Origin of the sequence: Haloactinomyces albus, assembly GCF_031458135.1 — a bacterium.
GTDB classification, from domain to species: Bacteria; Actinomycetota; Actinomycetes; order Mycobacteriales; family Pseudonocardiaceae; genus Haloactinomyces; species Haloactinomyces albus.
Genome location: NZ_JAVDXW010000001.1, coordinates 1,211,052 through 1,234,105, shown reverse-complemented (window position 1 = coordinate 1,234,105; position 23,054 = coordinate 1,211,052). Strand labels below are relative to the sequence as shown.

Sequence of the window (23,054 nt, the reverse complement as noted above, 5' to 3'; positions counted from 1 at the left end):
GATGGGGTGATTCTCGTGGAAATTCCACGAAAATCGCCCCACCCATCAACGTTGTGACCCCCGCACCGACAGAGCGGTCGCCGTTTACCCTGAAACAGTGCCTGTGGAGTCCGTTTTCGACCGCTTGGAACCGCTGCTTCCCCGCGTGTCCAAGCCCGTGCAGTACGTGGGTGGCGAGCTCAACGCCACCGTCAAGGACTGGGACGAGGCCGGCGTGCGCTGGGCCCTCATGTACCCGGACGCCTATGAGGTCGGCCTGCCCAACCAGGGCGTGATGATCCTCTACGAGATCCTCAACGAGCTGCCCGACGTGCTCGCCGAGCGCACCTACTCGGTATGGCCCGACCTCGAGGCGCTGATGCGCGAGCACGGTGTCCCGCAATTCACGGTCGATCGCCATCGCCCGGTGGGTGCCTTCGACGTGCTGGGCGTCAGCTTCGCCACCGAGCTCGGTTACACCAACCTGCTCAGCGCGCTGGATCTCGCGGGGATTCCGCTGCACGCCGCCGAGCGCACCGACGAGCATCCCGTCGTGCTGGCCGGGGGGCACGCGGCGTTCAATCCCGAACCGGTCGCCGACTTCGTCGATGCCGTCGTCCTCGGTGACGGCGAGGAAGCCGTCCTGGAGATCACCGAGGTAATCCGGCGGTTCAAGGCCGAGGAGCAGCCGGGCGGGCGCGAGGAGCTCCTGCTGCGCTTGGCCGACAGCGGCGTCTACGTTCCGAAGTTCTACGACGTGAGCTACCGGCCCGACGGTGGCATCGACGAGATCGTTCCGAACCGCGATCGGGCGCCTTACCGGCTGTTCAAGCGCACCACCACCGATCTCGACGAGTGGCCGTATCCGAAGCAGCCACTGGTTCCGCTCGCCGAAACCGTGCACGAGCGGATGAGCGTGGAGATTTTCCGTGGCTGCACGCGTGGCTGCCGTTTCTGCCAGGCGGGCATGATCACCCGTCCGGTGCGGGAGCGCTCGATCGAGGGCATCGGCGAGATGGTGCAGACCGGTCTGGAGGCCACCGGCTTCGAGGAGGTGGGCCTGCTCTCGCTGAGCTCGGCGGATCATTCGGAGATCGGTGACATCACGAAGGGGTTGGCCGACCGCTACGAGGGCACCAACACGGGGTTGTCACTCCCCTCGACCAGGGTGGACGCCTTCAACGTCGACCTGGCCAACGAGCTCTCCCGGAACGGGCGCCGCTCCGGGCTGACCTTCGCTCCCGAAGGTGGCAGCGAGCGCATCCGCCGCGTCATCAACAAGATGGTCTCCGAGCAGGACCTGATCGCCACGGTCTCGACCGCGTTCGCGAACGGCTGGCGTCAGGTGAAGCTGTACTTCATGTGCGGCCTGCCGACCGAGACCGATGAGGACGTGCTGCAGATCGCCGCCATGGCCAAGGAGGTCATCCGCGCAGGTCGCAAGGCCGCAGGTCGTAACGACATCCGGTGCACGGTCTCCATCGGCGGGTTCGTGCCCAAGCCGCACACGCCGTTCCAGTGGGCGCCGCAGTGTGCTCCGGACACCGTCGACGAGCGTCTTCGCAAGCTCCGCAAGGAGGTCAACGCCGATCGGCGGCTCGGCCGCAGCATCGGTGTGCGCTACCACGATGGCAAACCGTCACTGATCGAAGGGCTGCTCTCGCGCGGTGACCGCCGGATCGGACGCGTGATCGAGCGGGTATGGCGCGAAGGCGGTCGTTTCGACGGCTGGAACGAGTACTTCTCGTTCGAGCGTTGGGTGGAGTGCGCGCGAACCGAGCTGGAGCCGCTGGGAGTGGACCTGGACTGGTTCACCACCCGCGAGCGCACCGAGGACGAAGTGCTGCCGTGGGACCATCTCGACTCGGGGCTGGACAAGGAATGGCTCTGGACGGACTGGCAGGATGCACTCGACGCGCGCGAACAGGATGACTGCCGGTGGACGCCGTGTTTCGACTGTGGGGTGTGCCCGACGATGGGGACCGATATCGAGGTCGGTCCGTCCGGGAGAACGCTGTTGCCCATCACTCCGGCATGACCCGGGGTCGGCCCGCTACCGTTGTGTGATGGGACAGGCCCAGTGCCGGACCCGGGGAATACGGGCGACCGGGAAATACGTCGATGAGACCGGGAGTGCGGTGTGAGCCGACAGGTGGGTGGCCGAACGGGCCGCCAGGGCAGCCGTCGGCACGAGCCGAACTCGTCCGCCACGGCTGCGGTGTCCAAGCTGCGGATCCGGTATGCCAAGCGCGGACGCCTGCGGTTCACCTCGCATCGGGACCTCGCTCGTGCCTTCGAGCGCGCCCTGCGGCGGGCGGGCATACCGGTGGCCCATTCACAGGGCTTCAGCCCCCACCCGAAGATCTCGTGGGCGGGAGCCGTGCCCACCGGTGCGGCCAGCGAGGCCGAGTATGTCGAGGTGCAGCTGGTCGAACGCGTCGACCCGGAGCTCGTGCGTGCGCGGTTGGACGCCGCTCTTCCGGCGGGATTCGACCTCGTGGAGGCGGTGGAGGCGGACTCGGGCACGTTGTCCGATCGTCTCGAGGTCAGCCGCTGGCGGATCGAGCTGCCGGAAGTGAGCGTGCTCGATCTGCGTGCGGCCGTGGCTCGCCTGATGGCGGCGGAAACCGCCGAGGTCGAGCGGATGACGAAGAACGGGCGCCGCACTTTCGACGCACGAGCTGCGGTGGTGCATGTCGAGGCGCACGAGCACACCTCTGCTCGGGCGGAGTTGTACGGTCCGAATGTGGACACGGTGAGTAATCAACAATCTCATTGCGACGCTCGTGTGGACGATTGGCCGAAAGACCGGGAACCATATGGGATACTCGTGGCGGTCGTGCGGCAGGCAACACCGGTTGTACGACCCGACGACGTACTGAGCGCTCTTCGCGTCGTCGCCGATCTGGCCCCACCGGCGTTCGCGACAGCGACCCGGACGGAGCAAGGCCGGCTCGACGATTCCGGGGGGCTCGCCGACCCGTTGGCTCAGGACAGGGCAGCGGCCGGAGCTCGGCGGGGAGAACCCGCAGCCGGGTGACGGGCATCGGCGCGGGCGCCGTCGGACCCGCCGAGATTGCCCGGACACTGCTCCGGGACGGAGGGAACCAAAGAATTGCCGTCACCCGGGTGACGGAGACCACAGAACGTACGGACCCCTGTGCGGCCGCGTCCCCGAGAGGACGCGCCCGGGGGTGGAGGAGTTGGATGTTGAACATGGACACGCCCGCTGGGAACGCCAGTGGGCCATCGACCACACCCGCAGCCGATGAGCACACTCGCACCGAAGGCGCCGGGCGCGAGACATTCGAGTTGCCCGCCAAGCTGCGGGTGCATGCTCTGGCCAAACTTCTGGGGGGCAGTAGCCGCGAGGTCATCGCCACCCTGAATTCGCTCGGCGAGCCGGTGCGCAGTGCGCAGTCGAACATCAGCCGCGACGTGGCGCTGAAGGTCGTGCGGGCCCTGCGTCCGGAGCAGGTCGACGAACCCCGCGAGGAGCGACCGGCTGCCGAGACCACGGAGACCTCGGCAGGGACCGCGCCTACGGAATCCGAGACGGCCACGACCGAGGCGAGCGCGAGCGAGACGGGCGAAACCGGATTGCTCTTCGGCAACGAAGATGAGTCGGAGACGAGCGCGTCGAAACCGGCCGCAGCCTGGGCCGCGCCCCAGGCCATGTTCCTGGCCCCCGAGCCGCAGACGGCTCTCCCCGTGCCGCCGGAGCCGGCGGAGACCTCGGTTGCTCCCGCTGCGGCACCGGCCGAGGAAGCGGAGGAAACCACCGGAGAGACCGGAGAGACCGCGGACACCGACGAGGACGAGGAGCACTCGAGCCGCCGTCGCCGCCGCCGCGGTCGTCGGGGACGTGGCCGAGGCCGCGGCGGTGATGGCGAGCAGGCCGAATCCGGTGAGACTGTCACCGAGCAGAGGCCGGAAGAGGACGGTGCGAGCAAGACCGACCAAACCGGCAAGACCGACCAAACCGGCAAGAGCGAGAAGGACGGCAAGAGCGAGAAGGACGGCAAGAGCGGCCGGTCGGGCAAGAAGGACAAGAAGAGCAAGGGCGCCGACGCCTCGGGCAAGGGCGACTCGTCGGGCAAGGCGGACTCGGCGGGTAAGAAGGACAAGCCCGTGGCGACCGGAGCCGTCGCGGTCGCCGAGGAAGCCACGCCCGAGCAGCCTGCAGGCAGCGAACTCCAGGACGAGTCCGGTGAGGGCGTGTCGAATCGGCGCAGGCGGCGCCGTCGGCGCAAGGGCTCGGGTGAAGGCGACAGCAACACCCGTGCGGACGATCCGCCGAACACGGTCGTGCACGTGCGCGAGACCTCGACCGACAGCGGGCGCCAGGACAGCAGCGACGACGAGGTCCGCGCGATCAAGGGATCGACTCGTCTGGAAGCCAAGCGTCAGCGTCGCCGGGACGGCCGCGATGCCGGTCGCCGCCGCGCTCCGGTGCTGTCGGAGTCGGAGTTTCTCGCCAGGCGCGAGTCGGTGGAACGCAGGATGGTCGTGCGTGAGCACGGTGATCAGACCCAGGTCGCGGTGCTCGAGGACGGTGTTCTGGTCGAGAACTTCGTGACCTCCTCGGACAACGGATCGCTGGTCGGCAATGTCTACCTGGGGCGCGTGCAGAACGTGCTGCCGAGCATGGAGGCGGCGTTCGTCGACATCGGCCGTGGCCGCAACGCGGTGCTCTATGCCGGTGAGGTGGACTGGGACGCCGCAGGGCTGGCGGGCAAGGCCCGGCGGATCGAGCAGGCACTGTCGACGGGTGACAGTGTGCTCGTCCAGGTCACCAAGGATCCGATGGGGCACAAGGGTGCTCGGCTGACCACGCAGATCAGCCTCCCGGGCCGGTTCCTGGTTTACGTGCCCGGTGGCGGAGCCACGGGAATCAGCCGCAAGCTACCGGACAATGAGCGCAAGCGGCTCAAGGAGCTCCTGAAGCGGATCGTTCCGGAAAACGCGGGCGTGATCATCCGCACGGCCTCCGAGGGCATCAGCGAGGAAGCCCTGGAGCATGACGTGCGCCGCCTGCAGGCACAGTGGGACATCGTCAAGGACAAGGCCGACACGCCGAAGGCGCAGTCGCCGCAATTGCTGTACGAGGAGCCGGACCTCCTGATCAAGGTCGTCCGGGACCTGTTCACCGAGGACTTCTCGTCGCTGACGGTGCAGGGCAACAATGCCTGGGACACGATCGAGGCCTATGTGCAGCATGTTGCCCCGGACCTCGTCTCCCGGCTGACCAAGCACGTCGGCTCCACCGACGTGTTCACCGAGCAACGGATCGACGAGCAGATCACCAAGGCACTCGACCGCAAGGTCTGGTTGCCCTCCGGGGGCCACCTGGTGATCGACCGCACCGAGGCGATGACGGTGATCGACGTCAACACCGGCAAGTTCACCGGTTCCGGAGGCAATCTCGAGGAGACCGTCACCAAGAACAACCTGGAGGCGGCCGAGGAGATCGTGCGGCAGTTGAGGTTGCGCGATATCGGCGGCATCATCGTGATCGACTTCATCGACATGGTGCTGGAATCGAACCGGGACCTGGTGCTGCGGCGAGTGACCGAATGCCTGGGCAGAGACCGCACCCGGCACCAGGTTGCCGAGGTGACGTCGTTGGGATTGGTCCAGATGACCCGCAAGCGGGTCGGGACCGGCCTGCTGGAGGCCTACAGCAGCACCTGTGAGCACTGCCGGGGACGGGGTCTGCTGGTGTCGACGGAGCCCGTCGACCATGTCCACCACGGCAATCACTCCGGAAACGGTGGATCGCGGCGGAATCGTCAGCGTGGTAAGGGCTCGCAACAGCAGGAAACACCGGCGGATTCCGGTGGCCGAGGCGAACAGGCCAAGACCCCTCAAGCTGCGAAGTCCGAGCCTGCGAAGCCGGAGCCTGCGAAGCCGGAGCCTGCGAAGTCCGGGTCCGCGAAGTCTGGGTCCGCGAAGCCGGGGCCTGTCCGGAGCGAGAAGGAACCGGCTGCTTCGGCGGATGAGTCGGCCGAGGAACGCGCTCGTGCCCCTCAGCAGGAGTCCGGCCCCCGCCGCGTCGACCGCGAGCAGCCTGCCCGCAAACAGACCGACCGGGATACCGGCAAGGCAGGCGTGGCCGTGCAGGAGGCCCCTGCGCCGGAATCGCAACGGAACGGAGTGGGCGCGGAATCTCGGGAAGCGGGCGAGGTTCGTACGAAGCGACGCAAGGTCAGTCGTCCCGCGGGTAGTTCGGGTGCCGCACCGGCGTCGGTGGTGGTGACGCCGACTTCGCCGCGGGAAACATCGAGTTCCGCCCCGGATGAGTCGACCGGTCAGCCGAGTTCGCAGCCGGCTCCGGCCCCGGCCGCGGCCGCTCGCAAGTCTCGCCGTCGTGTGGCGGGCCGACCCGCCGGTCCGCCCGTGGAGTGAGGCCAGGCAGGGCCGAGGTAGCGCAGGCCTGAAGTCACGGCAGCCGTGCGCCTTCGGTGGACAGACCACCGAGGGCGCACGGCTGCGCTTGTACGGATGGTGACCAGAAGCGCGAATCAAATTCGTGTCAGTGGCCCCGGTCACAGCGTTTTCGCTGGCTTTGCCCTACAGTTACTCGCCGGTAGTCGTAATGTAGGTCACTCCGAGTGTCGAATGCTGTCCATGGGGGAGGCAGGGCGGCTTGTCCACTCCGTCGATCTCGAAGAGTCCAGGGGTAAACACGATGGCATCGCACAGACTCTCCCGCAGACAGGAGCTCGACGGCTCGACAACGGGTCGAACTCGATGGCGGGTGTTCGCGCTGGTGCTCGTGGTGGGTGTCTTCGGTGCCGGACTCATGCTCACGGGCATGTCGCAGGGTGCGATCGCGGCATCCTTCGCGGTCTCCGGCACCCGGTACAAGGCGTCGGCGGATGATCTCCGCGCCGAGGGTGTCGTCCAGTACGGCTCGGTGGACCGGGGATCGGGAAAGCCGCATCCGGTACTGGTCAACGGCTTTCGCGATGCGCGACTGAGCAACTTCTGCCAATCGATCGTCGTGCCCGGCATCCCGGGGATCGGCGACATGACGATCCGCATTTCGGCTCCCGGAGGCATGCGGGCGGAGAATCTGGTGATCGGCGTGCAGGAGGTCACCGGGGATCTCACGCTGAACGATGTCGAGATCGGCCGGGATGCCGCGACGTTCGACGAGGGGCCGGCCGGGCTGCGGGGCGAGCCCGGAACCTTCGGTATTCAGGCCGACAGCGCGCACATCGCGGACCTGCGCCAGGTTGCATGGTCCACGACGGCATCGACACTGCGGCTCGACGACGTGCGGATCACCGCCACCGCGGGTCACGACGAGTGCTTCTGACAGGAGAATCGATGGCGAGCGGTCATGCCGGGCGAAAGCGGGTGCGAACCGCGTGGAGGTCATTCCGCCGCTGGCGGCGAACCCGGCCGTTCTGGGCGGGAGTCTTCACCCTGCTGTCGGCTCTGTTGCTGCTGTATCCGCCGTATGCGTCGCTGGAGTTCGGTGCCGTGGTGATCACGCTGAAGACGCTCGGTGGGCTTTCGGCACTGGTCATCGGCACGGTCATGATCATATGTGCCGTATCGTTCTGGACCCGGCCCCGGTTTCGGTTGGCTTCCGGAATCGTGACGTTGCTGCTTGCCGTGGTGGCGATCGTGACCGTCAATCTGGGGTCCATGTTCCTCGGCACCCTGCTCGGCATCATCGGTGCCGCGCTCGGGCTTGCCTGGTCGCCCGCCCCGGAACAACCGCGGTCGCCGCGGCGGACGGTCGGGCACGCACAAGCGGGTACGCGGACCGGGCGGATGCCCGCCCACCAGGCCGGAAGTGTCCGTGGAGGGTGGGAGTGAGTCCGTCGAGTCCGCAGCAGCCGAGTCCGCAGCCGTCCGAACGCTCCGAGCGTGCCTCTCGGCGGTATCGCCCGTGGCCGGTGCTGTCGCTGTGCGTCAGCCTCACCATGGTCATCGGCCTCCTCGCGGTCGCCGCCCCCGCGAGCGCGCAGACCCGGGCGGCGGAAGAGGATTCCGATGGCCTGGTGTCGGGGCTGGTGGATCTCCTGCTCCCCTCGGATGACGGTCCCGGAAAACCGCGGGACTCCCCACTGCCGTCCTCGCCTCCCCCCGAGGGGACGGACCCGATAACGGCACCGGACACGACGGTTCCCGGCACGACAACACCGTCCGTGCCCGTTCCGTCCACGACCCCGTCGCCCTCGGTGCGGCCGTCGTCTCCGAGCCCATCGGTTCCGCCGCCGGGCCGGCCGAAGACCTCCGCACCCGAGCCGTCGCCGTCCGCACAGCCGGAGGCCACGGAAACGGGGGCGGCGTTACCGACCGCCTCGCCCGGAACGCCCGGTGACGCCGAAACGAAACCGGGTCCGGGCAGGCAGTGGACATTGACCGCGAGCAAGCTGACACTGATCGGTTCCCGATACCACGGCCACTCGATGCGGGAAGTCGACGGCAGACAGGTCAAGACGCTGCATTTCACCGCACAACGTCTGGAGATCACCGATCTGGTGCAACGCGGTGCGCTGGGCAATGGCACGATCATGCGCACGGCGAGTGCCCCGGGGCGGGTCTCGACGGTCACCGACGGGCCGGTACACCTCTACACGCGTCGACTCACCGGGACGCTGGACGTGGCGGACTACCCGCTCGTACCGGTCACTCTGTCCCCCGATTCGTTGGCGGCCCCGAATCTCGACCTGAGCTTCCTGCGACTGCCGACGCTGACCTTCACCGATGCCGTCGTGCACAATGTCGAACTCAGCGGCGGAAGACTGTTCATCCCGGATGCGCACATCAGCCTGGAGTAGCCGGTCACCGCGACCGGATCCCCCCTCGTGACCGGGTGCGTCCCGGTCGGCTGTATGATGGTGAAGAACTTCTCGCCGCCGGACGGGCGGAGAGGCTAAACGCCTGTTGAGGCGGGGTCCGCCCGGTAAGGTCGGCTGTCGTCGCCTGAGGCAGGAACCCACCGAGACGCTGTGCGAGCGGCGTACGAGGAATCCCCGGCCTGTCGCGGGGAGGGCGTCCGTCGCAGATGGTGAACTAGCGAAACCGAGCAGCAGGAGACTTCCGACTCATGTACGCGATCGTCAAGACCGGCGGCAAACAATACAAGGTGGCTGTCGGGGACGTCGTCGAGGTCGAGAAGCTCGAGGGCGAGCTGGGCTCCGAGGTCACTTTCCCGGCGCTAATGGTCGTCGATGGCTCCGATGTCACCGCCGACGCCGATGCGCTGGGCAAGATTTCGGTGACCGGCAAGCTGGTCGAGCAGACCAAGGGTCCCAAGATCCGCATCCACAAGTTCAAGAACAAGACCGGCTACCAGAAGCGCCAGGGGCACCGGCAGAAGCTGACCCGCGTCGAGGTCACCGGCATCGCGAAGTGAGGAACTGAGGAGCTATGTCAACCAAGAAGGGCGCGTCCAACTCTCGGAACGGCCGCGATTCGAATCCCAAGTTCCTGGGTGTGAAGCGCTTCGGCGGCCAGGTCGTCAACGCAGGCGAAATTCTGGTTCGGCAGCGCGGTACGAAGTTCCACCCCGGGGGTAACGTGGGACGCGGCACCGATGACACGCTGTTCGCGCTTGCCGCGGGCGAGGTCGCATTCGGCCGCAAGCGTGGCCGCAAGACTGTCAACGTCGTGCCGGCCGAGGCCTGACCCGGCTCTCGGTACGACCTTCGAAGACGAGGGGCGGGTCCGGTTCCCACCGGTTCCGCCCCTCGTTTTTCTTTCCACCGGTTTTCGTCCAGGAGGTATCCCGTGTCGCGCTTCGTTGACCGCGTGACCATTCACGTCGCGGCAGGCGACGGAGGCAACGGTTGTGCCTCGGTCCATCGGGAGAAGTTCAAGCCACTGGGCGGACCGGACGGTGGCAACGGTGGCAAGGGCGGTGATGTCACTCTCGTGGTCGACCCGGGAGTGCACACCCTGCTGGACTTCCACCACCGGCCGCACGCGCGTGCCACCCGGGGCACCCAGGGGCGCGGCAGCATGCGTAACGGTGCTGCCGGACAGGATCTGGTCCTGTCCGTACCGGACGGCACGGTGGTGCTGAATCCGGACGGCGAGGTGGTCGCCGACCTGGTCGGTCCGGGCACGACGTTCGTCGCCGCTCGTGGCGGCCGTGGCGGTTTGGGGAACGCGGCACTGTCGTCGAAGGCCAGGAGGGCCCCCGGGTTCGCCTTGTTGGGCGAGCCGGGTGACCAGGGCGATCTGGTACTGGAGCTGAAGTCGGTCGCCGATGTCGGCCTGATCGGGTTCCCCTCGGCCGGAAAGTCCTCGTTGATCTCCGTCCTGTCGGCGGCGAAACCCAAGATCGCCGACTACCCGTTCACCACGCTGGCGCCGAACCTGGGCGTGGTCTCCGCGGGCGAGACGGTCTTCACGGTCGCCGATGTCCCCGGACTCATTCCCGGCGCCAGTGGCGGACGTGGCCTCGGCCTCGACTTCCTGCGGCATATCGAGCGCTGCGCGGTCCTGGTGCACGTGGTGGACTGCGCGACCTTCGAACCCGGCCGTGACCCGGTGTCCGACATCGAGGCGCTGGAGAACGAGCTTGCGGACTACACCCCGGCGCTGACCGAGGAACACGGTGCTCCGAACTTGGCGCAGCGACCTCGGATCGTGGTCCTGAACAAGATGGACGTTCCGGATGCGCAGGAGATGGCCGAGTTGATTCGCCCCGACCTCGCCGAACGTGGCTGGCGGGTCTTCGAGGTGTCCACGGCCAGCCACGAGGGGTTGCGTGAGTTGAGCTTCGCTCTTGCCGACGAGGTGGAGCGCTACCGTGCGGAGCTGCCCGCTCCGGAGCCCACACGGGTCGTCGTGCGCCCTGCCGGGCTGGATGATTCCGGCTTCACGGTCGAACCCGATCCGGAGGTCGAGGACGGTTTCCTCGTGCGTGGCGAGCGCCCCGAACGGTGGGTGCGCCAAACCAGTTTCGACAATGACGAGGCCGTCGGTTACCTCGCCGACCGCCTGGCACGGCTCGGTGTCGAGGAGGAACTCGCCAAGCAGGGCGCTCAGCCGGGCAATCCGGTGACCATCGGCGGGGTCACTTTCGACTGGGAACCGACCACTCCTGCCGGGGTGGCCATCGTGCAGGGCGCTCGCGGAGCGGACACGCGGCTGGACGTCAGCGAGCGGGTGACGAAGGACGAGCGCCGAGCGGCGATGAAGGCGCGGCGTTCGGGAGCGGGCCTGGACGTGCCCGGCACGGAGCGGGCCTTCGAGGGCTCCTCGGAAGACGACGTCGAGGAAGATGACGTCGAGGAGGACGATTTCGAGGAAGACGACGCCGGGGAAATCATGCCCGGGGAAACCGGCGAGGACGAGGAGAGCGGCCGGTGAGTGGTGGCGCGGTCGGAGTGGAGTCTCCGACCAGGCAGGCGATCTCGGCCGCACAACGCCTCGTGGTGAAGGTGGGGTCGTCGTCGCTGACCACCGCCGAAGGCGGACTCGACCACGAGCGACTGGACGCGCTGGTCGGCATCCTCGCCAAGAAGGTCGCATCCGGCAGCCAGGTGGTACTGGTGTCGTCGGGCGCGATCGCGGCCGGAATCGCGCCGCTGGGCCTACGTGGACGACCGAAGGACCTCGCCACCCAGCAGGCCGCCGCCAGTGTGGGGCAGCAGACGTTGGCCCACGCCTACGCGGACTCCTTCGTCCGCCATCACCTGACCGTGGGGCAGGTCCTGCTGACGGCGAACGACGTGGTTCGGCGGAGTCACTATCGCAATGCTCGGCGCACCCTGAACCGGCTGCTGGCCCTCGGCGCGATTCCGGTGGTCAACGAGAACGACACGGTGGCCACCGCCGAAATCCGGTTCGGTGACAACGACCGGTTGGCCGCGCTGGTGTCGCACCTGGTGGGGGCCGAGGCGATGGTGCTGTTGTCCGACGTGGATGCCTTGTACGACGGTGACCCCCGGCAGGAGGGTTCCGCCGTCGTCTCGGAGGTCACGAGCCCCTCGGACATGGCGGGTGTTTCCGTCGCGAGTAGCGGCACTTCCGGGCTCGGGACCGGGGGAATGGCCTCGAAGGTCGAAGCGGCGCGGGTGGCGTGCTCGGCGGGGATTCCGGTACTGCTGACCTCGGCCGCGCAGGCGGTTCGTGCGCTCGGTCCTGCCGATGTCGGTACGGCATTCGCGGCCACCGGAGCCCATCTGTCGGCCCGGCGTTTCTGGCTCGCGCATGCCGCAGGCGCGCGGGGACGGCTGCACCTGGACGAGGGTGCGGTCGCGGCGGTGGTCAAGCGCAGGCGCTCGCTGCTGGCCGCGGGGGTCACCGGGGTCGAAGGTGCCTTCGAGGGTGGCGACGTGGTGGAGCTGGCCGGGCCTTCCGGGACGGTGGTGGCCAGGGGAGTGGTCGCCTACGACGCAGGCGAGCTGCCCGAGTTGATCGGCCGGTCGAGCCATGAACTGCCCCCCGAGCAGCGGCGCGAGGTCGTGCATGCCGACGACCTCGTCGCCATGCGTTGATCAGCTGGAGTCCATTGGATATTACGGTATGCCAAGTCGTATACCAATCAGGTATTCTGAAGTCATGACGACTACGATCAAGATTCCGGACGAGTTGCGGGACCGTATTGCGAGTCGGGCTCATGAGAGACATGTGACCCAAGCGGAAATTGTGGCTGAAGCGTTGGATGCTTTGGAACGGCGTGAGTTTTGGTCTGCGGTGGGTGCGGGTTATCAGCGTCTGCAACAGGACGCTGACGCCTGGTCGGACTACGTCAGTGAGAGAGATGAGTGGGTGCAGGCTCCGTTGACGGACAACCTGCGGTGAGGCCCGGTACAATTACTTTCGCCAAGCCGGATCCGACAGTTGGTCGGGAGCAGGCAGGCTGGCGACCGATATTGGTCGTCTCCAGCGCAGAATACGCCGAGTACATTCCTGACCTGGTTATTGCTGTGCCACTGACGACGCGGGATCGTGGCTTGCCACACCACATTGCCGTGGGGGGCACGGATACCGGCTTGAAAGCACCCACTTGGGCGCTCTGTGAGCAGGTGCGTGCAGTGTCCACGGCTCGCCTCCGTGAGGCGTCCGGTATTTGTGACGAGAGTACTGTCACTGCGGTACGTGCGGTCATTCGTCGGTTTCTCGGTGCGTAGCGGCACGCTCACCCCGTGGTGGCGAGCGTGCAGGGCAGCACGGCGGGGGCTCCCGCCTGTCGCAGCAGGCGACCGGCGACGGTGATCGTCCACCCCGTGTCGGCGTAGTCGTCCAGCAACAGCACCGGCCCGTCCAGGGCGGACAGGTCCGGTTGCTCCGGCACCCGGAACCGCTGCCACAGGGTGGCCACCCGTTGCGCACTGTTGGTTCCCCGCCTCGGCGAGGTGGCGGTCGGCTCCGGCGTGATCTCACCCAGCAGTGGCAACCGGCCGACCGAGGCGATCCGCGCGGCCAGACTGTGCACCAGCGTCGGGCGCGTGTGTGAGCCGAGGGCCAGCACACCGACCGGCCGCTGCTCCCATTCCCATCCGGCCAGCACCTGCACGCACGCCTGGAACAGGTCCTCCGGCAGCTCCTGGTCGGAGGCCGAGGCGCTGAGCAGTTCGCGGAGCCGGTTTCCCCAACCGATGTCGGTCAGGCGGCCCACCGCCCGGCCCTGCTCGGTCTGTTCGGTCGCCGGGATCCTGCCCGACAGGGAAACGCCCAGCGCCGCCATCCCGCTCGGCCACATCTTGCGCGGCGAGAGCTCCACACCGGGACGGCGAAGGCGGTCCTCGGCCTGCTGTGCTGCCTGCTGCCCCACCTGTGCCGAATATCCGGATCCGGTGCAGGTGTCACACCGGCCGCACGGCTCGGCGTGCGGATCGTCCAGTTGGTTGCGCAGGAACTCCATGCGACAGCCGGTGGTGTCGAGATAGTCGAGCATCGCCTGCTGTTCGGCACGACGCTGGGCGGCGACACGCTCGTAGCGTTCGGTGTCGTAGGTCCACGGTTGCCCGGTCGACTCCCAACCGCCCTTCACCCGCTGGACCGCCCCGTCGACGTCGAGGACCTTGAGCACCATCTCCAATCGGGTGCGCGTCAGGTCCACCCGTGGCTCCAGAGCCGCGGTCGACAACGGGCCGTCGGCCTCGGTGAGTGCCTCCAGTACCGCGCGGACCGTGGGTTCACCCGGGAACGCCAGCGACGCGAAATAGCTCCAGATGTCCCGGTCTTCCGGGGCGGGGAGCAGCAGCGCCTCCGCGTGCCGGACTCCACGGCCCGCACGCCCGATCTGCTGGTAGTAGGCGATCGGTGAGGAGGGCGCGCCCAGGTGCACCACGAAACCGAGGTCGGGCTTGTCGAAACCCATTCCCAGCGCCGAGGTCGCGACCAGTGCCTTGACCCGGTTGGCGAGCAGAGCCTCCTCTGCCTGCGCCCGTTCCGCCGGCTCGGTGCGGCCGGAGTAGGCAGCCACCTCATAGCCCTGGTCGCGCAGGAAGCCGGTGATCTCGTCGGTGGCAGCCACGGTCAGGGTGTAGATGATCCCCGATCCGGGCAGGTCGGCGAGATGCTCGGCCAGCCATCCCATGCGTGCTTGTGTGGTCGGCAGGGTGACCACCCCGAGCCGCAGGCTCTCCCGGTCGAGGCTGCCGCGCAGCACCAGGGCTTCGTGCGCAGTGCCGGATTCGTCCCCGACGCCCAACTGTTCGGACACGTCCCGGACGACGCGATCGTTGGCGGTGGCCGTCGTGGCCAGGACCGGCACGCCCTCGGGGAGTTCGGTGAGCAGAGTACGCAGTCTCCGGTAGTCGGGGCGGAAGTCGTGTCCCCAGTCCGAGATGCAGTGAGCCTCGTCGACGACCAGCAGGCCGGCGGTGTGGGTCAGTTCCGGCAGGATGGTGTCGCGGAAGTCCGGATTGTTGAGCCGCTCCGGGCTGACCAGCAGCACGTCGACCTCGCCGATGGCGACCTGCTCCTCGATGTTCGCCCATTCCTCGGGGTTCGACGAGTTGATCGTCGCCGCATGCACGCCTGCCGAGGCTGCGGCCTCCACCTGGTTGCGCATCAGGGCCAGCAGCGGCGAGATGATCACGGTCGGGCCTTCGCCGAGTTCCCGCAGCAGCGCTGTCGCCACGAAGTACACGGCCGACTTGCCCCAGCCCGTGCGTTGGACGACGAGGGCTCGCCTGCGTTCGAGGACCAGGGCGCGGATGGCGTTCCACTGGTCTTGTCGCAGCGTGGCTTCGGGGCCTGCCAGGGCGTGCAGCTGCTGCTCGGCGAGCTCGCGTAGCGCATGTTCGTCCACGCCGTGATTCCTACCGGACCGCCGCGGAGCCCTCGACACCGGCCGGTGCCCGCAGGGCCGGTCAATTTCTCGCGAAATTTCTCTACGCAACTCGGTTGCCCGTGAGCGCTAATCTGGATGGGTGACCACGACTACCGAGTCCCCGAGTACGACCGACACCGCACCGGCACAGGGCGAGGAGCTGCGTGCGCAGGTACACGACGCAGCCCGACGTGGCCAGCGCGCCGCAGGCGACCTGGCCCTGGCCAACCGGGACGCCAAGGATGCCGTGCTGCATGCGATGGCCGATGCGCTGCTGGAGCGCGATGCCGAGATCCTCGAGGCCAATGGTCGGGACCTCGAAACCGCCCGGGAAGCCGGGCTGCCGGGCAGCACGGTCGACCGACTGACACTCACCACCGACCGTGTCGCGAGCATGGCCGAGGGACTGCGCACGGTAGCGGCACTGCCCGATCCGATCGGTGAGGTGGTGCGCGGCAGTGTGCTGCCCAACGGGCTCCAGCTGCAGCAGGTGCGAGTTCCGCTGGGAGTCGTCGGCATGGTTTACGAGGGGCGACCGAACGTGACCGTCGATGCCGCGGGCCTGGCGCTGAAATCCGGCAACGCGGTGTTGTTGCGCGGGTCTTCCTCGGCGGAACGGTCCAATGCCGCCCTGGTGTCGATCCTGGCCGACGTGCTGCGCGCCCATGCCCTCCCCGCCGAGGCCGTGCAACTCGTGCCGTGTCACGATCGCGCCTCCGTGCAGCACCTCATCACCGCTCGTGGCCTGGTCGACGTCGTCATTCCGCGTGGTGGCGCGGGCCTGATCTCCGCCGTGGTGGAACAGGCCACCGTGCCCGCCATCGAGACCGGCGCAGGCAATTGCCACGTCTACGTCGATGCGCACGCCGATCTCGACACCGCAGTGCGCATCCTGCTCAACTCCAAGGCGCGCCGCGTGAGCGTGTGCAATGCCGCCGAGACCCTGCTGGTGCACCGCGATATTGCCGAGGAGTTCCTGCCGAAGGCGATTGCCGCACTCCGTTCGGCGGGCGTGACGGTGCACGGCGACAAGCGGGTCCTCGACGTCGAGGGTGCCGGTGCCTCGAATGTCGTCGCTGCCACCGATGAGGACTGGGAAACCGAGTATGGTTCCCTGGACATCGCGGCTGCGGTGGTGGATTCGTTGCCGGAGGCCGTCGCGCACATCGCCGAGCACGGGACGGGGCACACCGAGGCGATCGTGACCGCCGACCTGCGTTCGGCACGCCAGTTCAGTGCGCGTGTGGACGCCGCTGCGGTCATGGTCAACGCATCGACCGCCTTTACCGACGGTGCGCAGTTCGGGATGGGCGCCGAGATCGGCATCTCCACCCAGAAATTGCATGCCCGAGGTCCCATGGGGTTGCCCGAACTGACTTCCACCAAGTGGTTGGCCTTCGGCGACGGGCACGTGCGTCCGGCCGGATGATGCGTCGGTGATCGATGATGCGGTGTGTACGGCACTGCATTCCCGTGCGCCCGTCGCACTCCTCGAGGTGACGTGAATCCCTCGGGAAATGAATGTGCGGTTGTCGCGTCATGGTGGCAGCGCCTCGTCGTCACACCGGGTGCGCGCCCGTAGCGGCAGCGCCCGCGACCCGAGGTGGACCCCAGCCCGCCGAAGGTTGCGCAGGGCCGTGGGTCCGTGGCCATCGGGGGAGCGGTGGCCCCGGGCCCACGGTCGAGGAGGGCGGTTAGGCTGGTCAACCATGTCTCGTCGACGCCGTATCGGTGTCATGGGTGGCACCTTCGACCCGATCCATCACGGCCACCTCGTGGCCGCCAGTGAGGTGCAGGCCCAGTTCGGCATGGAGCAGGTCATCTTCGTGCCGACCGGCCGGCCATGGCAGAAGGGGCACGAATACGTCAGTCCCGCGGAGGACCGTTATCTGATGACGGTCGTGGCCACCGCATCGAATCCGCGGTTTTCGGTCAGTCGGGTCGATGTGAACCGCAGTGGCCCTACCTACACCGTTGATACCCTCGGTGACCTGCACGCCGAATATCCGGATGCCGATCTGTACTTCATCACCGGAGCCGATGCCCTGGAGCAGATCCTGTCCTGGCACCGGGTGGACGAGTTGTTCGGTCACGTCCATTTCATCGGGGTCACACGACCCGGCTACTCACTCGACGACAGGCACCTGCCGCAGGGATCGGTGTCTCTGGTGGAGATTCCGGCGATGTCGATCTCCTCCACCGGGTGCCGTGAACGGGTCGCAGCGGGGCTGCCGGTCTGGTACCTCGTTCCCGACGGGATCGTGCAGTACATCACCAAGCGGGGCCTGTACCGGGAGACTCCCTCGGAGTGGGGCCCCGTTGCCCGGTGAAACGACCATGCCGGTCACCACGGTGGATACCGCGAGTCGTGCCCCGGCTGGCTATCCTTGACCGGGCATGGGCCGTACCCGAAGCCCACCCCGGAGAGGAGCGATGTGGCAGCCACTGAAGACGCCCGTAGGCTGGCCCTGGTAGCGGCGCGAGCGGCGGCGGAGAAAAAGGCCAACGACCTGGTTCTGCTGGATGTGTCCGAGCAGCTGATCATCACCGACTGCTTCATGATCGCATCGGCTCCGAACGAGCGGCAGGTCGAGGCGATCGTCGAGGAGATCGAGGAGAAAATGCGTGCCGCGGGCACCAAACCGGTCCGTCGGGAGGGAACCCGAGAGGGCCGTTGGGTTCTGCTCGACTATGTCGACGTGGTCGTGCACGTCCAGCATGAGGACGAACGTTCCTTCTATGCGCTGGAACGGTTGTGGAAGGATTGCCCGCGCATCGAGTTCGACGAGAACGTCGACGGTTCCGGCGCCGAGGGTACCGGTTCCGGCGATGACGTGGTGGCGGAATCCGACGAGCGGGGCAGCCGGGAGTGACGCTGGAACGACTCGTGCTGTGGCGGCACGGTGAAACCGAATACAACGCTACCGGGCGTATCCAGGGGCACCTGGACAGCGAGCTCGATTCCATCGGGCACGAACAGGCGAAACGTGCGGCTCCCGTGGTCGCCGAGTTCCGGCCCGACGTTGTGCTGAGCTCGGATCTGCGCAGGGCGAGCACGACCGCTGCCGCCTTCACGGAGGTCAGCGGCCAGGTGGCACGTCTCGACAAGCGCCTGCGGGAGACACACCTCGGTGAATGGCAGGGGCTCAGTGGTGCCGAGGTGGAGCACGGATGGCCGGGAGCGATGGGGTCCTGGCGGGCGAAGCCGACCTGGACACCACCCGGCGGCGAGTCCCGGGTCGAGGTTGCCGAACGTGCCCTCCAGGTCGTGCAGGAGCTCGATCACGGCTATGACGGAACCGCTCTGCTGTGCACGCATGGTGGTCTGATCACGGGCTTGACCGCGCGCCTGCTGGAGTGGCCGACCGAATTGTGGCCGGGGCTGGGCGGTATCGGTAATTGCCATTGGACGGTGTTGACCCGCCGGGGCCGTGATATCCGGGGTTGGCGTCTGTTGACCTACAACGGCGGTGTTCCCGAGTGAGGTGCTCGGCTGTGTCGGCGGCTCGACCGGATGTTCCTCCGGTCGGGCGCAGCCGGACCGCTCCGCACGGCGAGCTGTGAGGCGTTCCCGTGTCCATCGCTGTGGTCACCGATTCGACCGCGTACTTGCCTGAGGGGCTCGCTCAGCGGTACTCGCTGCGCACGGTGCCGTTGTATGTGAGCGTGGACGGGGCCGATGCCATCGCCGAAAGCGATTTCGGTCCCCGGGAGTTGGCCACCGCCTTCGCCCACAAACATCGGGTGACGACTTCCGGGGCGACGGTGGAGGACCTGACCCGGGCATACCGGTCGGCACTGGAGGCGGGTGCCGAGGGGGTCGTGTCGGTGCACCTTTCCCGGCAGCTTTCCGGAACATGGGACGCGGCACGACTGGCCGCCCAGGAGGTCGATTCCCACCGGGTTCGCATCGTGGACTCCCGATCCACCGCGATGGGTCTGGGATTCTCGGTGCTGGCTGCGGGTGCGAGCGCGGAAGCCGGCTCGGACCTGGCGGCGGTGGCGGCGACGGCAGGCCGCGTCGCGGAACGGACGAACACGATGTTTTCCGTGCAGACACTGGATTATCTGCGCCGGGGTGGGCGCATCGGCACTGCCACCGCGCTCCTCGGTACGGCGCTGGCCATCAAGCCGTTGCTGCACATCCGCTCGGGCAGGATCGAAGCCCTGGAGAAGGTGCGCACGACCACGCGGGCGATGGCCCGGTTGGTGGAGATCGCAGTGCGCGCTGCGGAACCGGGTCCGGCCACGGTCGCGATACATCACCTGGAAGCGCCGGATCGGGCTTTCCAACTCGCCGAGTGGCTCCGTGGGCAAATCCCCGAGTGTCAGGACTGCACGGTCTCCGAAGTCGGCGCGGTGATCGGTGCGCACATCGGTCCCGGTGCGGTCGGCGTGGTGGTTCTGCCCGGTGGCTGGCACGAGAGTTCGTGAGAACAGGGCCGAACCGATCCACAGTGGCCATGGTTGTCCACAGGCCACGAAAGTGGGGATTCGCAGGGTAAGCGGCCCGCCCTAGCGTTGCTGGCATGGCCGAGTTCTCCCGAGCGCACACTGCCTCCGCGCCGGCTGCTCACCAAGGCGGCGCGGACGAGGAAACCCCCGGGCAACCGGATGCGAGACAGCGCCTTCTGACTCTGATGGACAGAGCTCGAGGTGGCGAAGGCGAGCAGTGCGATTCCGACACGATGACGGCTGCGGGCGGACCGGTGAGTACTTCCCTCGCACGTGCCGGTGTCGTACAGCGGTTCGCTCGGCGTTGGCTCCCCGAGTCCTGGCATCGGTCCAGGGTGGACCCCGGAAGACTCGGGTTTGTCGGCCTGGCGCTGGCTGCTGTGGTGGTTGCGATCGTCGTCGGTGTCACCACATGGTCCGAGCGCCCCTCCGCCGAACCGGTGCCGCTCCTGCCGACTCCGGTGGCGACCTCCTCGTCACCGAGCACCAGTGCCACACCGGAAAAGCTGGTTGTCAGCATCGTCGGCCGCGTGCACGAGCCCGGACTGGTCACCGTGGAACCGGGCGACCGTGTCGCCGATGCTCTGCAGGCGGCGGGTGGCCGGCTTCCCGGGACCGATGTCGTGGCGCTCAACCTCGCCCGCAAGCTCTCCGACGGAGAGCAACTCTATGTGGGCGTGCCGGTTCCACCGGAGGCGCAGGACAGCGCGGGGACCGCAGGAAGTGGCCCGGCGGCATCCGATCGAAAGATCGACCTCAACTCCGCGAGCCGGGAAGAACTCGAGGAACTGCCCGGAGTCGGGCCGGTCACCGCAGGACGCATCGTGCAGTGGCGTAGTGAGCACGACCGCTTCGACGGGGTGGAACAGTTGCGGGAGGTAAGCGGCATCGGCGAGGTTCGGTTCTCGCGACTGCAGGACCTCGTTCGAGTGTGAGCGCGGCGGCATTCGGCACCGCGAATCGGGCCGGGACACGTCATCCGCGTGGTGCGGCCGATCTTCGCCTTGCTCCCGGGGCGGCTGCGGTATGGGCGGTCACGCTGGCGGGGGTGTTCTCGGGCTGGGTGCCCGCCGCGATCGTGACCGTGGTGGCCTGCGGTGCTCTCCTCCTGGTGTGGTGCACGGCCAGGTCGGCGCGGTGGGCGAGCGGAGTGCTCGTGGTACTGCTGCTCATCGGTGTGTCGGCTTTCGGTATCGCGCTGCGCACGCACCAACTCGAGCAGCATCCGCTGAGGTCCGTGGTCGAGCAAGGCGACCGGGCGACGGTGCGCGTGGTCCTCCACGCTGCCCCGAGCCCGCTACAGGGGGCCTCCTACGGTGGCACCCGCGCGGAGGCCAGAGCGGTGGTGCGGGCCGAATTGCGTGCCGCACGGATCGAGGACCGGTGGGTGCGTGCGGGTGGTGACGTCCTCCTGCTCGTTCCCACGCACCAGTGGCGAAATCTGATCGCAGGCCACCGCGTGACCGTCGAGGCAGCGTTGATTCCGCCGCGCGGCGGGGATCTGCTGGTCGCCGTGCTTCCGGTGTACGCGCCACCGAAAGCCGTCTCCGCGCCGCCGGAATGGCAGCGCACTGCCGAAAGCCTGCGTCGGGGGCTGCGGCAGGCCGCCGCAGCCGTGCTCGGCCCTGCGGCGACGGGCCTGCTGTCCGGCCTGGTCGTGGGCGACACCAGCGGATTGCCTCAGGAGGTGGTGCACGAGTTCGACACCGCAGGCCTGTCGCACCTCACAGCCGTTTCGGGGGCGAATCTGGCCATTGTCTGCGGTGCCGTGCTCCTGCTGCTCAGGTTGGTGCGCGCCGGTCCGGTCGTTTCGGCGCTGGGTGCGGGTGCGGGGATGCTCGGATTCGTCGTCCTCGCCGGGACCGAGCCGAGCGTGCTGCGTGCTGCGGCGATGGGCACGATCACTCTGCTTGCGCTCGTTCTCGGGCGGAACAGATCGGCACTGCCCGCGCTGTCGGCCGGTGTGATCGTGCTGTTGCTGTTCTCGCCCGGCCTGGCAACCAGTGCGGGCTTCGCGTTGTCGGTTGCGGCGACGGCGGCGCTGATCGTGCTGGCTCCCGGTTGGTCGGCTGCGCTCCATGCCAGGGGAGTTCCGGTCGGCATGGCCGAGGCACTGGCCGTTCCGACCGCCGCGCACGTGGCTACCGCCCCACTGGTGGCCGCATTGTCCGGTGAGATCAGCATGGTCGCGATATTGGCCAACCTGCTGGTGGGGCCGGTGGTCGCCCCGGCGACCGTGTTCGGGGTCGCTGCCACCGTGATCGCGCCGCTGTGGGATCGGGGAGCCGAACTCTGCGTGTGGCTGGCCGCGCCGGAGTTGAAGTGGGTGCTGGCAGTGGCCGACCATGCCTCGGCGGTGCCCGGTGCGACCGTCGAATGGCCGTCGGGGGTGAGCGGTGGACTCGCCCTCGCCGGACTGGCCGCCGTCCTGCTGATCGGGTTGCGCAGCACGAGAGTCCGCTGGAGCTTGGCTGTGCTGCTGCTGATGCTCGGGGTGGTACTTGTCCCGCCCCGGATCATCAGTCCGGCATGGCCCGCGCCGGGTTGGGACCTGGTGGCCTGCGATGTGGGGCAGGGCGACAGCCTGGTACTGGCCACCGGCGTTCCGGGGGAAGCCGTGGTGGTCGACACCGGCCCGGTGCCGGGGGTGACGGACGCATGCCTGCGCCGCCTCGGAGTCGAACGAATCCCGCTGGTCGTGCTGACCCACCTGCACGCCGACCACATCGGTGGTCTCTCGGGTGTGCTGGACGGCCGCGCCGTGGGAGCGGTGGCACTCGGCGGGCTGCGCGAACCCGCCTGGGCCATGGAAAAGGTTCGCCGCGAAGTCCGGGCAGCCGGTGCTTCCCTGGTGCCGCTGTCAGCGGGGCACCGTCTGCGGTGGCCCGCGTTGCAACTCGAGGTGCTCGCACCGGCGGAGGCTTTGGCGCGAACCGCCTCGGAGGAGCGGGCCAACGATCTCTCCCTGGTGCTGCGGGCCACCACTCGGACCACGCGGATCCTGCTCACCGGGGACATCGAGTTGCGGAGTCAGTCCCGGCTGCTGGCATCGGACCGCGATCTGCGGGCGGACGTGTTGAAGGTCCCCCATCACGGCTCCCGGTATACGATCCCGCGTTTCCTGCGAGCTGTGCAGCCGCGGCTGGCGCTGATCAGCGTCGGCCACGGCAACGACTACGGTCATCCGAGCCCGCTGATTGTCGGCACCCTGAAACGTGGGGGCACCAGGGTGCTCCGTACCGATCGGCAGGGCGATATCGCCGTACTGACAGGCCCGGACGGCCTCCGGACGGTCAGCAGGGGTGACCCGCTCCGCCCGGAGCCCTGAGTGCGTCCGGTTGTTGCGGTGATGGGGCGGACG

General features: G+C 67.9%; 20 protein-coding genes. 19 read left to right on the top strand and 1 reads right to left on the bottom strand.

Annotation, left to right across the window (positions count from 1 at the left end; all coding sequences use genetic code 11):
• Positions 1-97 precede the first annotated feature (97 nt).
• The 12 genes from JOF55_RS05700 (at position 98) to JOF55_RS24400 (ending at position 13,088) form a co-directional block, all read left to right on the top strand.
• Positions 98-2,017: a TIGR03960 family B12-binding radical SAM protein gene (locus JOF55_RS05700; protein WP_310270622.1), complete on the top strand. Its 1,920-nt coding sequence runs from the start codon at positions 98-100 to the stop codon at positions 2,015-2,017.
• A 180-nt stretch (positions 2,018-2,197) separates the two neighbouring features.
• Positions 2,198-3,019: a TIGR03936 family radical SAM-associated protein gene (locus tag JOF55_RS05695; protein ID WP_374727403.1), complete on the top strand. Its 822-nt coding sequence runs from the start codon at positions 2,198-2,200 to the stop codon at positions 3,017-3,019.
• A gap of 167 nt (positions 3,020-3,186) precedes the next feature.
• Positions 3,187-6,387 (top strand): translation initiation factor IF-2 N-terminal domain-containing protein, encoded by a 3,201-nt coding sequence (locus JOF55_RS05690; RefSeq protein ID WP_310270616.1) that lies wholly within the window; start codon positions 3,187-3,189, stop codon positions 6,385-6,387.
• Positions 6,388-6,670: 283 nt separating this feature from the next.
• Positions 6,671-7,303, top strand: coding sequence for a DUF6230 family protein (locus tag JOF55_RS05685; protein ID WP_310270610.1), 633 nt, complete (start codon positions 6,671-6,673; stop codon positions 7,301-7,303).
• Positions 7,304-7,314: 11 nt separating this feature from the next.
• Positions 7,315-7,812 carry a DUF6114 domain-containing protein gene (locus JOF55_RS05680; protein WP_310270608.1) on the top strand — a complete coding sequence of 166 codons (498 nt, stop codon included), beginning with the start codon at positions 7,315-7,317 and terminating at the stop codon, positions 7,810-7,812.
• Positions 7,809-8,780, top strand: coding sequence for a hypothetical protein (locus JOF55_RS05675; RefSeq protein ID WP_310270604.1), 972 nt, complete (start codon positions 7,809-7,811; stop codon positions 8,778-8,780). Before JOF55_RS05680 ends, JOF55_RS05675 begins: the two co-directional genes overlap by 4 nt.
• A gap of 269 nt (positions 8,781-9,049) precedes the next feature.
• Entirely contained in the window at positions 9,050-9,358 is a 309-nt protein-coding gene (rplU, locus tag JOF55_RS05670; RefSeq protein ID WP_310270601.1) for a 50S ribosomal protein L21, read from the top strand.
• A 14-nt stretch (positions 9,359-9,372) separates the two neighbouring features.
• Complete coding sequence (gene rpmA, locus JOF55_RS05665) at positions 9,373-9,630, top strand: 50S ribosomal protein L27 (protein ID WP_310270598.1); 258 nt, start codon at positions 9,373-9,375, stop codon at positions 9,628-9,630.
• 102 nt (positions 9,631-9,732) lie between these two features.
• Positions 9,733-11,322, top strand: coding sequence for a GTPase ObgE (obgE, locus tag JOF55_RS05660; RefSeq protein WP_310270595.1), 1,590 nt, complete (start codon positions 9,733-9,735; stop codon positions 11,320-11,322).
• Positions 11,319-12,452, top strand: coding sequence for a glutamate 5-kinase (proB, locus tag JOF55_RS05655; RefSeq protein ID WP_310270592.1), 1,134 nt, complete (start codon positions 11,319-11,321; stop codon positions 12,450-12,452). The genes obgE and proB overlap by 4 nt, the downstream gene beginning before the upstream one ends.
• Positions 12,453-12,516: 64 nt before the next feature.
• The gene (locus JOF55_RS05650) at positions 12,517-12,759 is read left to right on the top strand and encodes a ribbon-helix-helix domain-containing protein (protein ID WP_310270589.1); all 243 of its coding nucleotides are present in this window, start codon (positions 12,517-12,519) and stop codon (positions 12,757-12,759) included.
• Positions 12,723-13,088 carry a type II toxin-antitoxin system PemK/MazF family toxin gene (locus JOF55_RS24400; RefSeq protein WP_374727234.1) on the top strand — a complete coding sequence of 122 codons (366 nt, stop codon included), beginning with the start codon at positions 12,723-12,725 and terminating at the stop codon, positions 13,086-13,088. Before JOF55_RS05650 ends, JOF55_RS24400 begins: the two co-directional genes overlap by 37 nt.
• Positions 13,089-13,096: 8 nt before the next feature.
• Here the strand turns inward: JOF55_RS24400 and JOF55_RS05645 are convergent, their stop codons facing one another.
• Positions 13,097-15,217, bottom strand: coding sequence for a RecQ family ATP-dependent DNA helicase (locus JOF55_RS05645; protein WP_310270586.1), 2,121 nt, complete (start codon positions 15,215-15,217; stop codon positions 13,097-13,099).
• Between the two features lie 121 nt (positions 15,218-15,338).
• Between JOF55_RS05645 and JOF55_RS05640 the strand changes: the two genes are divergently transcribed.
• The 7 genes from JOF55_RS05640 to JOF55_RS05610 all read left to right on the top strand — a co-directional run bounded on the left by JOF55_RS05640 (position 15,339) and on the right by JOF55_RS05610 (position 23,021).
• Positions 15,339-16,667, top strand: coding sequence for a glutamate-5-semialdehyde dehydrogenase (locus JOF55_RS05640; protein ID WP_310270582.1), 1,329 nt, complete (start codon positions 15,339-15,341; stop codon positions 16,665-16,667).
• Between the two features lie 280 nt (positions 16,668-16,947).
• Positions 16,948-17,568: a nicotinate-nucleotide adenylyltransferase gene (nadD, locus tag JOF55_RS05635; protein WP_310270580.1), complete on the top strand. Its 621-nt coding sequence runs from the start codon at positions 16,948-16,950 to the stop codon at positions 17,566-17,568.
• 105 nt (positions 17,569-17,673) lie between these two features.
• The gene (rsfS, locus tag JOF55_RS05630) at positions 17,674-18,111 is read left to right on the top strand and encodes a ribosome silencing factor (protein WP_310270577.1); all 438 of its coding nucleotides are present in this window, start codon (positions 17,674-17,676) and stop codon (positions 18,109-18,111) included.
• Positions 18,108-18,722, top strand: coding sequence for a histidine phosphatase family protein (locus tag JOF55_RS05625; RefSeq protein WP_310270574.1), 615 nt, complete (start codon positions 18,108-18,110; stop codon positions 18,720-18,722). The genes rsfS and JOF55_RS05625 overlap by 4 nt, the downstream gene beginning before the upstream one ends.
• Positions 18,723-18,811: 89 nt before the next feature.
• Entirely contained in the window at positions 18,812-19,672 is an 861-nt protein-coding gene (locus tag JOF55_RS05620) for a DegV family protein (protein WP_310270571.1), read from the top strand.
• A gap of 95 nt (positions 19,673-19,767) precedes the next feature.
• Positions 19,768-20,628, top strand: coding sequence for a ComEA family DNA-binding protein (locus tag JOF55_RS05615; RefSeq protein WP_310270568.1), 861 nt, complete (start codon positions 19,768-19,770; stop codon positions 20,626-20,628).
• A complete protein-coding gene (locus JOF55_RS05610) occupies positions 20,625-23,021 on the top strand; it encodes a DNA internalization-related competence protein ComEC/Rec2 (RefSeq protein ID WP_310270565.1) in 2,397 nt (798 codons plus the stop codon). The genes JOF55_RS05615 and JOF55_RS05610 overlap by 4 nt, the downstream gene beginning before the upstream one ends.
• Positions 23,022-23,054: the final 33 nt, after the last annotated feature.